This is a genomic window from Catenuloplanes indicus, from assembly GCF_030813715.1.
Lineage (GTDB): Bacteria > Actinomycetota > Actinomycetes > Mycobacteriales > Micromonosporaceae > Catenuloplanes > Catenuloplanes indicus.
In genome coordinates this window covers 2,295,136-2,310,313 of record NZ_JAUSUZ010000001.1, presented here as the reverse complement: position 1 = coordinate 2,310,313, position 15,178 = coordinate 2,295,136, and the positions used below count along the sequence as shown (strand labels likewise).

Here is a 15,178-nt window from a genome sequence, read left to right as displayed (position 1 = left end):
CGGTGTGGGCATGTCACGCTGGGTAGGGGCTCACAACGACGTCACAGGAAGACGCGGTACCGTCCCCGCGGGCGTGACGAGGGGAAACGATGGACTTCGCGGATGTCGGCAGGATTCTCCTGCGCCGGTGGCCGATCACCGCGCCGCTGATGTTGCTGACGGTAGCGGCGGTCGCGTGGGCGATGCTCGGCCTGCCGCAACAGGCGAAGGTGACCGGGCACGTGACGCTCCTGCCGCAGCGCGAGCAGTACAGCCCGGCGATCGGCGACACGGTGAAGCAGAACCCGTGGAACCCGGTCACGCTGGCCGACGTGATCGAGGTCCGGCTGAGCAGCGCGACGCTGGCCGAGGACCTCTTCGCGCAGGGCTACCGCGGCGAGTGGACCGTGTCCGTGACCAACACCGGCGCCGCCATCATCGCGATCGAGGTGCTCGCGGACACCGAGACCGAGGCCCGCCGCATCATCGACGTGATGGACGGCCTGATCGGCGAGGAGGTCGTGGCCCGCCAGCAGCCGTTCGGTCTCTCCGACGGCGCGCAGATCACCGTCGTTCCGCTCACCGACGCCGACCTGGTCGAGAAGGACAACTCGCAGCGCCGCCGGATCGCCGTCATCGCGGCCGGCGCCGGCCTGATGGCCACGGTCTCCGCGGCCGGCCTGGCCGAATGGCTGGCCCGCCGCCGGCGGCGCGCGACCGCGGGCTACTGACGGGCGCGCCACCGGGCCGCCGGCGGTCTCGCCGTCCTGCTGCCGGTGCCGGTGAGGAAGTGCCTTCGCGTGGTCACGGCGGCCGTGTGCAGCGGATGCCGCCGCCGGCGCGGCTGTCGCGCGGCGGGGTCTCTGGTGCCGCCGTTCTTGACCCGGCGGCGGCGATCGTGCGCGCCTGGCTGCCGGTGGCTGCGGCCGGTGCCGGGTCGTCACGTGGCCGGCAGGACCGCGACGGTCGTCCAGGTGCCGCCGGAAGGGCCGTAGGTGAGGCTGCCGCCGTACCCGCGGATGTCCTTGGAAAGGCTTTTCAGGCCGAAGCCGGGGCCGGCGGGGGAGCCGGGCGCGCGGCCGCCGGAGCTGACGATCGTGATGGTCAGGGACGGGCCCGAGCGGGTGGCCGAGATCGTGAGGCGGGTGCCGGGGCCGTCGTGGCGGAGTGCGTTCGTGGCGGTCTCGCCGATCAGGCGGGCCACGATGTCGTGCAGCGCCGGCGGCAGACCGGTGGTCAGCGCGGCCGGCAGTGACTCGGGCAGGTGCAGGCCGGAGGCGCGCAGCAGGGCGAGGCGACCGGGCAGGTCGAGGACCGGTGCGGTGCCGGCCAGCGCGGCGCGGACATCGGCCAGCGCCTCCCGGCCCGCGGCCAGCACCAGATCGACCCGGTGCCGGTCGGACGGACCGAGCGGCGCGGTCGCGCGCAGCGCCTCGGTCTGCAGCAGCATGACCGTGACGGTGTGGGCGAGCGTGTCGTGTACCCGCCGGGCCAGGCGCTCGCGGTCGGCGGACGCGGCGACCTCCAGGCGCAGGCGCAGGTGCTCGTCGCGCTCGAAGCCGGCCAGCCAGGCGATGATCACCATGACGACGGCCAGCAGGAAGCCCTCGACCGGGCCGTGCCGGGCCGCGCTCGCGGCCGCGACGGCCAGGCCGGCGGCCGGGCAGAGTACCCAGCGGGTCAGCACGCCGCGCTGCGCGGCGGCCGTGAAGATCGCCACGGTGACCGGCAGGAAGCCGATCGCGCGGGCCATCCCGAGAGTGGTGTGCGCCGCGGTCGCGGCGGCCACCACGATCAGCACCACGGCCGGGCACCGGCGCCGGAGCAGCAGCGGGCTCACCTGCGCGACCGCGAGCGGCACCGAGACCGCGGTGCCGGAGCCCGCGAACAGCAGCGCGGCCGCGCCGGTCAGCGCCACGTCGGTGAGCCGCGCACGGAGCTTTAGCATGGGCACATGATCCGGGTTGTCGTCGTCGACGACCAGGCGCTGGTCCGGGAGGGGCTGGGCCTGGTGCTCGGCGCGCAGCCGGACCTGGACGTGGTCGCGGAGCTGCCGGACGGGCCCGCGCTGCTCGCGTTCCTCGACGCTCACTCCGCGGACGTGGTGCTGCTCGACCTGTACCTGCCCGGCGCGGACGGGGTCGAGATCCTGCGCAAGATCGTGGGGCCGCCGGTGCTGATCCTCACCACGGTCGGCCGGGCCGCGGACGTGCAGCGTGCGCTGGCGGCCGGTGCGGCCGGGTTCGTGCTGAAGGACGCGGGCGGTGCCGAGCTGGCGGCCGCGATCCGCGGCGCGCACGCGGGCGTGACGGCGCTCAGCTCGTCCGCGGCCCGGTTGCTGTGGCCCGCGCCAGATCGAGAGCCGCCCACGGTACGGCCGGGAGCCGCACCGGGAGCGGCGGCACGGCCGGGAACCGCACCGGGAGCGGCGGCACGGCCGGGAGCCGTGGCGGGACCGGCGGCGCGACCGGGTGCCGCGCCGAACCCGGGCGGCCGCGGGCTGACCGCGCGGGAACGGGAGGTCTGGGGACTGGTCGGGCGCGGCCTTTCGAACCAGGAGATCGCCCGCGCGCTGTCGGTCGCCGAGCGCACCGTGAAGGTGCACGTCAGTAGCCTGCTGGCCAAGCTCGGCGTGACCAGCCGGACCCAGGCCGCGCTGCTCACCCGCGACGGACCTGCCCGAAAGGACTAGATCCTTCGCTCATTCCGCGTCCGGCCACGGGACGGCACCCTGCTGGGGTGAGACGAAAGCTTCTGATCGCCGCCGTCGTCGTCGGTGTGCTGGCCGTGACCGTGGCCGTCGCCAACAGCTCGCGCCTGTGGGGCGGCCGGGACGGCGGCCCGCCGCTGCTCGCGCACCGCGGCATCGCGCAGACCTACCCGCTGGACGGCGTGCAGAACGACACCTGCACCGCGGCCCGCATCCACCCGCCGGACCACACGTACCTGGAGAACACGCTGGAGTCGATGCGCGCGGCGTTCGCGGCCGGTGCGGACATGCTGGAGTTCGACGTGCAGGTCAGCGCGGACGGCCGGCTCGTGGTGTTCCACGACAGCACGCTGGACTGCCGCACCGACGGCTCCGGCGCGGTCAAGGATCACCCGTACGAGTATCTGCGTGGTCTCGATCTGGGTTTTGGCTACACCGCGGACGGCGGCGCGACCTATCCACTGCGCGGCACCGGCGTCGGACTGATGCCCACCGTGGAGGAGGTGGTGGCCATGTTCCCGGATCATGAGCTGCTGCTGGACGTGAAGAACGACGCGGAGGGCGGCCCGGTCGCGGCCTACCTGAACACGCTGTCGCCGGAGCGGCGCGCGACCATGGCCGCGTACGGCGGGGACACCGCGATGGACGTGATCCGGCAGCAGGTGCCCGGCTTCCGTGTCGCGTCCAAGAAGATCATGGTGGACTGCCTGGTGGCGTACCTCGCGGCCGGTGCGAGCGGCATCGTGCCCGGCGCGTGCGCGCACATCGAGCTGCACCTGCCGGAACGGTACGGCCGCTGGCTCTGGGGCTGGCCCAACCTGTTCGTGGACCGGATGCGGAGCGTGGACACCCGCGTCGTGCTGGTCGCCGGCGACGGCCCGTGGTCCGCGGGCTTCGACACCGCCGCGTCCCTCGACCAGGTGCCGGAGGGCTGGTCAGGATGGGTGTGGACGAACCGCGTCGACCGGATCGCACCGCTGATCTGAGAACTGTCCACGTTGGCCGTCCGGTCCGGCCATGATCTAGGCTGCGCTCGGTGATCACGGCCTAGGAGAACGATGACGCGCACCACAATCGCCGAGGCTTGCGAGACCGCGACCGAGCGGACCTGGTTCCACCTGGCCGGGCTCGCACTGATCGTGGTGAACGCGATCGCGCTGGGCCTGGAGACCTATGACCCGCTGATCGCGTCGTTCGGGCCGGTGATCCGCGGCATAGAGTACGTCTGCCTGGCCGGGTTCGTCGTCGAGCTGCTGATTCGGTTCGGCGCCCATCTGCGGGCGCCGGCCGGGTTCTTCAAGGACGCGTGGAACGTCTTCGACCTGCTCATCGTGGTCGCGCCACTGCTGCCCGGCGTACGGGAGAACGTGACGCTTTTCCGCCTGCTGCGCCTCGCCCGGCTGGTCCGCACGTTCCGGTTGTTCCCCAGCCTGCGGGTGATCCTGATCGGCATCCGGCGGGCGCTCCCCGGCCTGGGCAGCTTCCTCTCCGTGATGGTGCTGGTCCTCTACGGGTACGCGATGCTCGGCTGGATGATGTTCGGCGACGCGTTCCCGGAGCAGTACGGCACGGCCGGCCGGGCCATGCTCACGCTCTTCCTGCTGCTGTCGCTGGACGGCATCACGGACACGCTGGTGGCCGGCCGCGCGGTGACCGAGTGGGCGGTCCTCTACTACGTCTCCTACATGGTCGCGGCCTGCTACCTGCTGACGAACCTGCTGGTCGGCCTGGTGCTGACCGCGTTGCAGGAGGCGCACGAGGAGATGGCCGCGGCCAAGCAGCCGACCGCGGAGGAGACGCAGCGCCTCGCGGACGCGGCGGAGAAGGCGGCCAGCGCGGCCGGCCGAGCGGCGCTGGCGGCGGGCCAGGCCGCGGTCGCGGCCGCGAACCAGGCGGTCGCGGCGAAGGGCGGAAACGCCGAGCCGTCGGTACGGGATCAGCTCGCCCAGGTCCGCCAGATCCTGGACGACGTGGAGCGGCGGCTGCCCCCGGTCCCCGGCCAGCCGGTGCGCACCGGCCGGTGAGCGGTTTCACGCTGCACATGAATGTCGTTCAAGCATAGGGAACGGCGTTCGATTGCCGTCTGCGGTCGAAGGAGACATCGGGCGGTTGACGATGCCCGGCGCGCTTGCCGACCCTGGTGGTCCCGCGGTCTCATCGACGCTTGGAGGCCCCATGATCACCACGAACTCGTCGACCGTACTCGTCCGGCGCGCGCCCGCGCTCGTACCCGGTGACGCGGTCCGGATCGTCGCGACCGCGCACCCCGGCGACGCCCGCCTCGACCGTGGGCAGGCCGTGCTGGAACAGCTGGGCCTGGTCGTGCAGTACGGCGAGCACGTCTACGGCGGCACCCCCTATCTGGCCGGTACGGACCAGCAGCGCCTGGACGACCTGAACGCCGCGGTCCGCGACCCGGCCGTGCGCGCGGTGATCGGCGCCCGCGGCGGATACGGCACGCAGCGGATAATCGACGGGCTCGACATCGACGCGGTCCGTGCCGATCCGAAGATCTTCGTCGGCTTCAGCGACCTCACCGTGCTGCTCAGCCGGCTGTGGCGGGCTGCGCGACTGGTCAGCTTCTACGGCCCGGTCGCGGCCTGGGTCGACGACCGCCTCGGCCCGGCCTCGATAGCGTCGCTCCGCGGCGCGCTGATGACCTGCGACGACATCGTGCTCACCCGCGACCCGGCCGAGCCGAGCGCGGCCGTCCGGATCGACGGCACCGCGTCCGGCCCGCTGCTCGGCGGCAACCTCACCATGATCGCCTCGGACGTGGGCACCGGCTCGCTGCCCGATCTGACCGGCGCGATCCTGCTGCTCGAGGATGTCAACGAGGCGCCGTACCGGTTCGACCGCATGCTCACCCAGCTGATCCGGTCCGGCAAGCTCGACCGGCTGGCCGGCGTCGTGCTCGGCCAGTTCACCAACTGCGGCACCGGTACGCCGACCGCCGCGGCCGTGGTGGCGGAACGGCTGGGCACGCTCGGCGTACCCGTGCTGGGTGGTCTGCGGATCGGGCACGGCGCCGGGCAGCTGACCGTTCCGATCGGCGCGCACGCCACGATGGACGTCGCGGCCGGCACACTGGTGGTCGCGCCCGGCGTCCGGTGACCCGGGCGGTCAGCGGGCCGGCGACCGCGTCATCGGGGCTCCCCGGCGCCACGCTTGGCGAACAGGCGCTCGGCGGCCACCGGACATGCTCTCCCGGGTGGCCGGCGCGCGCGTGCCGGGCCGGGGCCGGACGTGCCGGACATGGTGCCCGGCCATCCTGCCCCGGCTCAGTCCTGCGTCGTCTCCGGGTCCGCGTCCGGGATCTCGCGCAGCCGGATCTTGGTGATGGCGTGGCCGGTGATCTCGACGACCTCAAGGCTGAGCCCGGCGGTGGTGACCACCTCGCCCGGCGTCTTCGGGATGTGGCCGAGGCGGGCCAGCACCAGGCCCGCGATCGTGGTGTAGTCGCCGTCGTCGTCGGCCGCGGCCAGCTCGATGCCGATGTCCGTCAGGTCGTGGATCGGGAACCCGCCCGGCAGCAGCTGGGCGCCGTCCGGCTCGCGGACCACGGACAGGATGTCCCGGTCGGTCTCGTCGTAGATCTCCCCGACGATCTCCTCGACCAGGTCCTCGATGGTGACGATGCCGTCGATCGCGCCGCGCTCGTCGACGACGAGCGCGAACTGCTGGTGCTGCGCGCGGAGCTGGCGGAGCGCGTCGGAGACCTTCAGCGTCTCCGGCAGGAAGACCGCGGGCGACGCCAGCTCGCGCACCGGCCCGGTGGCGTCGTAGAGGTCCCGCAGATGCACCATGCCGACCACGTCGTCCAGCCCCATCGGCCCGGTCACCGGCGCCCGCGAATGACCGGACTCGATCAGGCTGCGCAGCGCGTCGTGCGCCGGCGTGTCCGCGCGCAGCGACGTGACGTCCCGGCGCGGCACCAGGATCTCCCGCAGGATCCGGTCCGCGATGTCGAACGCGCCGCTGATGATGGTCCGCTGCTCCGGCGAGAAGTCCCGCTGCGCCGTGATCATGTCGCGGATCTCCTCGGTGGAGACCTCCTCCCGGCCGGCGCCCGGATCACCGCCGGTCAGCCGTACCACCAGGTTCGTGGTCGTGCCGAGCAGCCAGATCACCGGCCGGGAGATCGTGGCGAGCAGGTCCAGCGGCCGGGCCGCGACCAGCGCCCACCCCTCGGCCCGCTGCATCGCGATCCGCTTCGGCGCCAGTTCCCCGACGACCAGCGTGACGAACGTCAGCACAATCGTGACCAGCACGATCGCCGCCGGCTCCGCCGCGTCCCCGAGCACGCCCAGCGGCGCGATCAGCGGCCGCGCCAGCGACGTTGCCGCCGCCGCCGACGCGAGGAAGCCGGCCAGCGTGATGCCGATCTGGATGGTGGAGAGAAACCGGTTCGGGTCCCGGGCCAGCTTGGCCAGCGTCCGGCCGCCTCGCGACGCCTTCTCCAGCCGCTGCAGCTGGCTCTCCCGCAACGAGATCAGCGCCATCTCGCTCCCGGAGAAGGCCGCGTTCACGAACACGAGAACAAGGACCAGCGCGACCTGCGCTCCATAGCCACCCACGGTGAGCCTTCCCGGAACAGACAAACCAGCAGAGATTGATCCACATTCTGCCAGTAGCCGGGCGGCTACTCTGCTGACCTGGTCATATGCGGCGTGGCCTGCGGTACGGCGACACTGGACGGACTTGGCTGCCGGCTCGGGGGCCGGGGGCCCTCCGATCGCGTCCGCACCCGGCTCCTGATCGCCGGCGCCCGTCCCGGTTCAGACGGTTCGCGTCGGCTCACCGGCCGTCGAGCTCCGCGTTGATCATCGCTTCGAGACGGTCGCGCCCCTGGACGCCCAGGGCGCCGTCGAGCGCGGCCGTCAGCCGCTCGAACGGGTCATCGAGCGGCAGTGCGGTCAGTTCGGCCGCCAGCTCGGGGATCGTCCAGAGGTTCCCGTCCTTGTTCACCTCCGCGCCGCGCGCCCAGCCCTGGTTGACCGCGATCGCGCCGCCGCGTACCGACAGCACCTGTCCGGTCAGCGGGCATGCCTCGCTGACCAGGTAGGCGACGAGCGGAGCCACCCGGCGAGGGTCCTGAAGGTCGGGTTCGGCGTCCGGTGGCGCCTGCCGCATGCCGGGCACGGAACTCGTCAGTCGAGTGCGCACCATCGACGGGCTGACGCAGTTCACCCGGACGCCCAGCCGGCGCAGTTCCAGCGCGTGCACGGTGGTGACGGCCGCGACCGCGGCGTTCGCCGCCGCGTAGTTCGTCTGCGTGGGCAACGGGTTGAGCAGGCCGGAGCCGGACGCGGTGTTGACGATGGCGCGGTCGGTGCGGACTCCCTCGTCCCGCCGGTCACGCCAGTACGCCGCGGCCCAGCGGCTCACGGCGAAGGTCCCTTTCAGCTTGACCGCCACCACGTCGTCGAACTCGGCTTCGGTCAGCCGCTCGAGCCCTTTGTTGATCTCGATCGCGGCGTTGTTGACGACCGCGTGCAGATCGCCGAACTCCGCGACGGCCAGCTCGACCATGCGCCGGGCGGCCGCCCAGTCGGTGACGCTGCCGGTGTCCGCGACCGCCCGCCCGCCCCGCGTGCGGATCTCGTCGACCACCGCCGCAGCGATGCCGGCGTCGCCGCCACCCCCGTCGATCTGCACACCCGGGTCGTTGACGACCACGTTCGCGCCGCCGGCGGCCAGGTACAACGCCTCCGCCCGGCCGATGCCCCGCCCCGCTCCGGTCACCAACACTGTTCGTCCGGTCAGCTCGCCCATCGTCGGCACCTCGTTCCACATCACTGGATTCGGTGCACTCAGTATACTTATATTCCGAGTGAACTGATATACGTGGTGCACTATGCTCACGCTGTGCCTGAGCTCGGACGCCGCGAACGCAAGAAACAGCTCACCCGGCAGACGCTGGTGAACGAGGCGGTGCGCCTGTTCACCGCGAAGGGTTACGACCAGACCAGCGTGGCTGACATCGCCGAGGCCGCCGATGTCAGCAAACGCACGTTCTTCCTGCACTTCGCGACCAAGGAGGACGTTCTGCTGGCGGACGGCGGCAGGCGGGTCGACCTCGCCGTGCAGGCCGTCGAGGCCCGGGCGCCCGGCACGCCGATCCGGGAGGTGCTGGCCGAGGCGGCGCGGGCAATGATCGCCGACACCGCCTCGGCAGACCTGCCGAGCGGGCTGGCGGCGCTGCGTGCGCACCTGGTGATCACCACGCCCGCCGTTCAGGCGCGCGCCCTGCACACCGCCTTCGCCGCCCAGGCGCGGATCGCCGAAGCCCTGCACCGGGCCTACCCGCAGGAGATCGACGAGGTCGCCGCGGCAACCGTCGTCGGCGCGCTCATGGGTGCGGTCGGCGCCGCCGCCGTGACCAGCCTCCAGCGCGGCGAGCCACCGGAACGCACCCACGCCGCCATGCAGCGCGCGGCCGGCATCGCGCTGCACTGCCTGGAATCGCCGCATCTGTCCGGCCCGGCCGGCGGCGCCGCCTCATAGGGGCCGCTTACGACGGTACGTGCGGGTCCTGGGTCAGGTGGTCGACCTCGACCAGCGTGAGGATCACGTCGGCCGGGCTGGCCGTGGGCGCGTACCACGAGAGTGTGGTGCCGTTGGCGCGGTGCGCGGCGGCCAGTCGGTGGAACGCGGCGACGCCCGCGCTGGCCAGGTGGGTGACTCCGGTGAGGTCGACGGTGAGGTCGGTGGTCCCGGCCGAGCCGGCCGCGCGGACCGCGGTCTCGACGTGATCGCTGGTGGTGGTGTCGACCGGCCCGTCGACTCGGATCCGGCGCGTGGGCGCCCACGGCTGGTCGAGGATCATGAGCGGGTCAGCCTGGGCCGGAGCCGGCACCGGGCGGCCGGCGGACAGCTGCTCGGTGGTCAGCAGCCGGGCCGGACGGGCGAGCGTGTGCGTGACGACGGCCGTGGTGCCGTGCTCGTCGTGATGCACGTGCAGCTGGTCGACCATGCCGGTGGCCAGTTGCAGGCCGAGCCCGCGGTCGGCGGACGGCCGGGGCTCCCGCCAGGTGCCGTGGTCGCGCACCCGCGCCTCGATGCGCCCGCTGGGTCGCAGCGTGAGCGTGACCTCGCAGGTCGCGTCGTCGTCGGCCCGGTCCAGGTAGGCGTGGTCGAGGCTGTTGGTTGCCAGCTCCGCCACCGCGTGCCGGATCGCGGCGGCGTCCCGGGCGCCGGCGCCGCAGGTGCTCAGCCATTCGCTCAGCCGGGTCCGCAGCTTTCGCAGCTGGCCGTCGTGGTGGAGCGTCAGGGTCAGGTGCAGCGGTGCGGGCGGCTCGACGCGGCGCGCGGCGAGCAGCGTGATGTCGTCGGTGTGCCCGTTCATCCGGGCCAGCACCTCCACGGTCTGCACGCTGATCCGCTCCGCCGGCAGCAGCGCGTCGTCGCGCAGCACCCGGTCCGCGGCAGCGTCCGCGGCCACCTGCGCGAGCTCGACGCTGGCCCGGGACAGCGAGCGTCCCGGGCGCTCCAGGATGCCGTCGGTGTACAGCAGCACCGCGGCACCCGGAGCGAGCTTCGCCGTACCGGTCATCGCCGCGGTGAACGAGGGCCCCACGCCGAGCGGACCGGCACCGGTGGCGGGCAGGAACACACCGTCACCGCCGGCCGGCAACAGCAGCGGCGCCGGATGGCCCGCGGTCACGTAGGTCAGCGCACCGTCGGCCGGATCGAACACCACCACGCACACGGTGGCCGCCCGCGCGCCCGGGATCCAGCCCGCGGCCGTGTTCACCGTGTTCACCGCGGCCAGCAGGTTCCCGGTCGCCAGCAGGCGGTCGCGCAGCAGCACCCGCAGCTGACCCATCGTGGCGGACGCGGCCAGCCCGTGCCCGACCACGTCGCCGACCACCAGCGCCACTCGCCCGCCGGCCAGTACCACCGCGTCGAACCAGTCGCCGCCGGCCGCGTTCTCCGCGTCCGCCAGCAGGTAGCTGCCGGCCACCTCCAGCTCGGGCAGCACCGGCAGTCCCGGCGGCAGCAGCTGCTGCTGCAGGGTGCTGATCACGTCGCGGGCCCGGGCGTAGCGCCGTTCCGCCTCGATCGCGCGTTCCTGTTCGGCCAGGCGGCGCCGGACCTGGTCGGTGACGTCGATGCCGATCGCGGTGATGCCGGCCACGGCGCCGTCCGCGTCCCGGTACGGCTCGATCAGGAAGTCCATGTAATATTCGCGCCGGGTGCCGTCCGGCTCGGCCACCTGGAAACGCCATTCCCGCCCGGTCTGCGCCTCGCCGGTCGCGAAGATCTGCTCCACGATGGCGTTGATCCGCTGCGCCGCGAACTCCGGGAACAGCTCGTGGTAGGTGCGGCCCACCACGAACTCCTGGCTGACGAGCGCGCGGAACGCGGCGTTGCCGGCGATCACCCGCAGCTCCGGTCCCGCGTAGCAGGCCAGGATCGGGCTCATCGATTCGAACCGGTCCCGGACCACCCGCGCGTCCCCGGTCCGGTCGTCGTCGTCACCCATGGCGTGCACCTTCCCTTCCCGCACGGCGGTCGCGTCGCGCGGACACCGTCAACCGACCAACGAGTCACGCGCGGTGGCCGCGATGTTCCCGCGCCCCGGTCAGGAAGATGTCCACGCCGGCGAGGAACTGCTCGCGGTCGTCGTGGTCGCGCAGCAGGCCCGCTGCCTCACGGACCACCGGGTCGTCGTCGTGCTGTACCCACTGTGCGGCGAGTTCCTCCAGGTGGGCGCGTCGGGTCGCGTCGTCCGGGGCGCGCCGGGCGCCCGCGGCGTGCTGGGCCGCCGCGCCGAGCACGTAGTTGACCAGCGCGGATCCGGCGCTCGGCAGCGCGGTGCCGGTCAGGCCGAGCTGGCGCAGCCGTACGCCGAGGGCCTTCCAGATCCGCAGCGCGGCCGGCTGTGCCGGTTCGCGGGCCAGCTGGGTGCCCAGCCACGGATGTGCGTCGATGGCGTCGAAGACGGCCAGCGCTACCGCGCGGATCGCCCGCTCCGCGTCGTCGCCGTCGGCCAGGCCCGCGAGCGCCCGGTCGACGACGCCGTCCGCGGCCGCGGCGAGCAGGTCGTCCTTGCCCCGGACGTGGTGGTAGATCGCCCCCCGGCCGGTCGACAGCCGGGCGGTGACCGCGCGGACCGTCAGCCCGTCCGCGCCCTCCTGGTCGAGGATCCGCACGGTGGCGTCGACGATGCGGTCCCGGGAGAGTGCGTCGCTGCGCCGAGGGCTCATGGTCCCATCTTGACAGCAATGGACCGCCGGTCCAATAGTAGTGCCAGTGGACCAACGGTCCAAAAATGGAAGGACGACCATGACCATTCCCGTCACCATCGCCGGCGCCGGCCTCGGCGGCCTCACGCTGGCCCGGGTGCTGCACACCCACGGCATCCCGGTCACCGTCTACGACGCGGAGGCCTCGGCCGGTGCGCGCACCCAGGGCGGCCAGCTCGATCTGCACGAACACAACGGTCAGCGCGCGCTGGAGATCGCCGGGCTGACCGAGCGGTATCGCGCGATCATCCACCGCGGCGGCGGCGCCCAGCGCGTGCTCGACCGGCACGGCGCGGTGCTGGCCGACGTGCCGGACGACGGTTCCATGGCACGCCCGGAGGCACTGCGCGGCGACATCCGGCGCATCCTGCTGGAATCGCTGCCGGACGGGACCGTGCGCTGGGGGCGGAAGCTCCGCGCGGCGGCGCCGATCGGTGACGGCCGCCACGAACTCACGTTCGCGGACGGCACCACCGACGTCTCCGGCCTGCTGGTGGGTGCCGACGGCACCTGGTCCAGGGTGCGGTCACTCCTGTCCGCCCACGTTCCGGCGTACGCGGGGATGAGCTACGTGGACGCGTACCTGCACGACGTCGACGACCGGCACCCGCGCGCCGCCGCGGCGGTCGGCGCCGGTGCGATGTACGCCCTCACGCCCGGCAAGGGCTTTCTCGCACATCGTGAGCGGGGCGGCACCATCCACGTGTACGTCGTGCTGCACCGGCCCGCCGCCTGGTTCGCGGAGATCGACTTCACCGACGCCGGCGCCGCGCGGAGACGGATCGCCGCCGAGTTCGGCGACTGGGCGCCGCACCTCGTCTCGCTCATCGCGGACGCGGACACCACGCCGGTCCTGCGCAGCATCTACCGGTTGCCCGACCGGCACCGGTGGGACCGTACGCCCGGCGTCACGCTGCTCGGCGACGCGGCACACGTGACCGTACCGGGCGGCGAGGGCGCGAACATCGCGATGCTGGACGGCGCGGAACTCGGCCAGGCGATCGCCGCGCACCCCGGCGACCCCGAGGCCGCGCTCACCGCGTACGAGCAGGTGATGTTCGCCCGCGCCGAGGCGGAAGCCACGGCCGCGCGCGAGACCATCGAGCTCATCTTCGGCGCCGACGCGCCGCACGGGCTGGTCCGCCTGCTCGGCGACTGATCGACGGACACCAGCGCAGGACCGTACCATCCGTGGCCGGACGGTCGATCCTGAATGGAGTGTCGATGAACGCACGGGGAATCGGCGCGGTCGTGGCCGCGATCTGCGCCGCCTCGCTGGTGCCGGGAACACCGGCGCAGGCGGCGGCGGACGACTATTCGATCCTGATCGGCGATCTGCGGAACCACAAGATCCTGGAGATGGACCCCGCGGTCACGAACTGGAACAGCGCGGCCGCGGTGAAGTGGGAGTGGGCGCCGACGGCCGCGCGCGGCTTCTCCGCGGCCGAGCTGGCCGGCTTCCGCGGCGGCAACGACTTCCGGCTCCGGCGTACGGCAGCGGGTGAGCAGCGCGTCGTGGTGGTGGACGGCGCCGGGCTGGCGACCGTGGTCGGCTACGGCGGCGCCGACGACAAGAAGCGGATCTGGGCGCACAAGGCCCCGGCGGCGGACAACCGGCACTCCGTCGAGCTGCTGCCGGACGGCAACGTCGCGGTCGCCGCCACCGGTGGCAGCGGCTACGTGCGGGTCTACGCGGCGTCGCAGGGCCCGTCCGCCACCGCCTACGGTGAGTACGCGCTGGAGGGCGCGCACGCCACGCTCTGGGACCCGCAGGTCGGCCGGCTCTGGGTGGCCGGCGACGTCGACACGGCGGCCGGCATGCGCGGCGTGCTGATCTCGCTCGAGGTCGGCGGCCCGCCGTCCGCGCCGGTGCTGCGCGAGGACCGCCGCGTGGTGCTGGACAGCCAGTGGGCGCACGACGTGTCGGCCCACGAGTCCGACCCGGCCAAGCTGTGGGTGACCACGAACGCGCGCACCTACCTGTACGACAAGGTGACCGGCACGTTCGCGGCGCCGGGCGCGGACTGGGACCGGCCGTTCGTCAAGGCGGTCGGCAGCCAGCCGTCCGGCCAGGTGGTGCAGACGATGGTCGACGTCAGGAAGACGCCGCAGGGCTCCTGCTACCTGAACAACCCGAACGACTCGTTCCGCGACTGGTGCACCGAGACCGTGGACTTCTTCGGACCGGACACCACGCGCACCCGCAGCGGCGCGGCGATCTACAAGGCGCGTGTGATGAGCCCGTACTACAGCGTCGCCGACGAGGTGCTGCGCGGCCGGGTGCGGGACGTGACCCGGGGCGCGACCGGCACCTGGGCCGCGCCCACGGCCTTCGACAACAACGCGAACATCCGCCGGAGCGCGGCGGCCGGGACGCCGGACGGTCGCCTGCACGCGGTGAGCTTCGTGCACGCCAGCGGCCTCTGGTACAAGAGCCGGGAGGCGAACGGCACGATCAACAGCGCCGTGAAGATCGACGACAGCGTCAAGATCACTGACGTGGCGCTCGCGGCCGACGCGAGCGGCAACCTGCACGCCTTCACGCTGGTTCCGGGCAGCGGCGTCTGGTATCGCAAGCGCACCGGCGGCGTCTGGGCCGACCACTCCACCCAGATCGACCAGAACGGGTCGGTCGCCGCGATCGCGGCCACGGTCAGCCCGTCCGCGAACACGGTGCACGTGCTGACGGTCGTGCCCGGCAGCGGCGTCTGGCACCGGACCGGCACCACCGCCGGTGTCTTCCAGCCCAGTGCGAAGATCGACGAGAACGGTACGCTCGGCGACGTCGCGGCCGCCGCGCTGCCGGACGGTACGGTGCACGCGTTCACGGTCACCCACTGGGGCAGCGTCTTCCACCGCGTGCGCACCGCGGCCGGTTCCTGGCAGGGGTCCGCGACCGTACCCACCCGGACCGGCACCGGTCAGGTCACCGCACTCGCCGCGGCCGGCTGGCCGGGCACGGCGCTGGAGCTGGTCACGGTCCGCTCCGGGCTCGGCGTCTGGCACCAGACCCGCACCGGCGGCACCTGGCCGTCACCGGTCCGGATCGACGGCGACGCGAGCGCGCTGGACGCGTTCGCCGTGCCGCTGACCGACGGAACGCTGCACGTCGGCAGGATCTCCGAGATCTCCTGACACCGGACGGCGGTGCCCCGGCGGACCGGCCGGTGCACCGTCACTCCGGGACCGGCTACGGATCTCCGCGTGCACCGCGTCGAGCGCAGCTCGTTGCGGACCG

General features: G+C 73.0%; 13 protein-coding genes. 8 read left to right on the top strand and 5 right to left on the bottom strand.

Features of this window, described 5'->3' with window-relative positions; genetic code table 11:
• The first annotated feature begins 89 nt into the window (after positions 1-89).
• Positions 90-710 (top strand): hypothetical protein, encoded by a 621-nt coding sequence (locus tag J2S42_RS10495; protein ID WP_307238024.1) that lies wholly within the window; start codon positions 90-92, stop codon positions 708-710.
• Positions 711-919: 209 nt separating this feature from the next.
• On the opposite strand, the gene J2S42_RS10490 is transcribed toward J2S42_RS10495, so the two are convergent.
• Positions 920-1,927 (bottom strand): sensor histidine kinase, encoded by a 1,008-nt coding sequence (locus J2S42_RS10490; protein WP_307238022.1) that lies wholly within the window; start codon positions 1,925-1,927, stop codon positions 920-922.
• A gap of 6 nt (positions 1,928-1,933) precedes the next feature.
• Here J2S42_RS10490 and J2S42_RS10485 point away from each other — a divergent pair, with 6 nt between their 5' ends.
• From J2S42_RS10485 to J2S42_RS10470, 4 genes are all read left to right on the top strand, one after another.
• Entirely contained in the window at positions 1,934-2,671 is a 738-nt protein-coding gene (locus tag J2S42_RS10485; protein ID WP_307238020.1) for a response regulator transcription factor, read from the top strand.
• 47 nt (positions 2,672-2,718) lie between these two features.
• Positions 2,719-3,675 (top strand): glycerophosphodiester phosphodiesterase family protein, encoded by a 957-nt coding sequence (locus tag J2S42_RS10480; protein ID WP_307238018.1) that lies wholly within the window; start codon positions 2,719-2,721, stop codon positions 3,673-3,675.
• Positions 3,676-3,747: 72 nt separating this feature from the next.
• Positions 3,748-4,713, top strand: a complete 966-nt coding sequence (locus J2S42_RS10475; RefSeq protein ID WP_307238016.1) for an ion transporter — start codon at positions 3,748-3,750, stop codon at positions 4,711-4,713.
• Positions 4,714-4,864: 151 nt separating this feature from the next.
• The gene (locus J2S42_RS10470) at positions 4,865-5,803 is read left to right on the top strand and encodes a S66 peptidase family protein (protein ID WP_307238014.1); all 939 of its coding nucleotides are present in this window, start codon (positions 4,865-4,867) and stop codon (positions 5,801-5,803) included.
• Between the two features lie 167 nt (positions 5,804-5,970).
• On the opposite strand, the gene J2S42_RS10465 is transcribed toward J2S42_RS10470, so the two are convergent.
• Both J2S42_RS10465 and J2S42_RS10460 read right to left on the bottom strand, forming a co-directional pair.
• On the bottom strand, positions 5,971-7,266 hold the full coding sequence (locus tag J2S42_RS10465) for a hemolysin family protein (RefSeq protein WP_307238012.1): 1,296 nt from the start codon (positions 7,264-7,266) through the stop codon (positions 5,971-5,973).
• Positions 7,267-7,486: 220 nt separating this feature from the next.
• Positions 7,487-8,464: an SDR family NAD(P)-dependent oxidoreductase gene (locus tag J2S42_RS10460; RefSeq protein ID WP_307238010.1), complete on the bottom strand. Its 978-nt coding sequence runs from the start codon at positions 8,462-8,464 to the stop codon at positions 7,487-7,489.
• Between the two features lie 93 nt (positions 8,465-8,557).
• Between J2S42_RS10460 and J2S42_RS10455 the strand changes: the two genes are divergently transcribed.
• Entirely contained in the window at positions 8,558-9,196 is a 639-nt protein-coding gene (locus tag J2S42_RS10455; protein ID WP_307238009.1) for a TetR/AcrR family transcriptional regulator, read from the top strand.
• A gap of 7 nt (positions 9,197-9,203) precedes the next feature.
• Here the strand turns inward: J2S42_RS10455 and J2S42_RS10450 are convergent, their stop codons facing one another.
• Both J2S42_RS10450 and J2S42_RS10445 read right to left on the bottom strand, forming a co-directional pair.
• On the bottom strand, positions 9,204-11,177 hold the full coding sequence (locus J2S42_RS10450; RefSeq protein WP_307238007.1) for a SpoIIE family protein phosphatase: 1,974 nt from the start codon (positions 11,175-11,177) through the stop codon (positions 9,204-9,206).
• A gap of 64 nt (positions 11,178-11,241) precedes the next feature.
• Positions 11,242-11,901, bottom strand: coding sequence for a TetR/AcrR family transcriptional regulator (locus J2S42_RS10445; RefSeq protein WP_307238005.1), 660 nt, complete (start codon positions 11,899-11,901; stop codon positions 11,242-11,244).
• A gap of 79 nt (positions 11,902-11,980) precedes the next feature.
• On the opposite strand from J2S42_RS10445, the gene J2S42_RS10440 reads away from it, so the two are divergent.
• Positions 11,981-13,099 (top strand): FAD-dependent oxidoreductase, encoded by a 1,119-nt coding sequence (locus J2S42_RS10440; RefSeq protein WP_307238003.1) that lies wholly within the window; start codon positions 11,981-11,983, stop codon positions 13,097-13,099.
• Positions 13,100-13,164: 65 nt separating this feature from the next.
• Entirely contained in the window at positions 13,165-15,075 is a 1,911-nt protein-coding gene (locus J2S42_RS10435) for a DUF6528 family protein (protein WP_307238001.1), read from the top strand.
• The last annotated feature ends 103 nt before the right edge of the window (positions 15,076-15,178 follow it).

Coding starts and splice junctions, on each gene's coding strand:
- J2S42_RS10470 (WP_307238014.1), top strand. CDS start 4,865: ATGATCACCACGAACTCGTCGACCGTACTCGTCCGGCGCGCGCCCGCG.
- J2S42_RS10450 (WP_307238007.1), bottom strand. CDS start 11,177: ATGGGTGACGACGACGACCGGACCGGGGACGCGCGGGTGGTCCGGGAC.
- J2S42_RS10435 (WP_307238001.1), top strand. CDS start 13,165: ATGAACGCACGGGGAATCGGCGCGGTCGTGGCCGCGATCTGCGCCGCC.
- J2S42_RS10475 (WP_307238016.1), top strand. CDS start 3,748: ATGACGCGCACCACAATCGCCGAGGCTTGCGAGACCGCGACCGAGCGG.
- J2S42_RS10490 (WP_307238022.1), bottom strand. CDS start 1,927: ATGCTAAAGCTCCGTGCGCGGCTCACCGACGTGGCGCTGACCGGCGCG.
- J2S42_RS10460 (WP_307238010.1), bottom strand. CDS start 8,464: ATGGGCGAGCTGACCGGACGAACAGTGTTGGTGACCGGAGCGGGGCGG.
- J2S42_RS10445 (WP_307238005.1), bottom strand. CDS start 11,901: ATGAGCCCTCGGCGCAGCGACGCACTCTCCCGGGACCGCATCGTCGAC.
- J2S42_RS10495 (WP_307238024.1), top strand. CDS start 90: ATGGACTTCGCGGATGTCGGCAGGATTCTCCTGCGCCGGTGGCCGATC.
- J2S42_RS10440 (WP_307238003.1), top strand. CDS start 11,981: ATGACCATTCCCGTCACCATCGCCGGCGCCGGCCTCGGCGGCCTCACG.
- J2S42_RS10485 (WP_307238020.1), top strand. CDS start 1,934: ATGATCCGGGTTGTCGTCGTCGACGACCAGGCGCTGGTCCGGGAGGGG.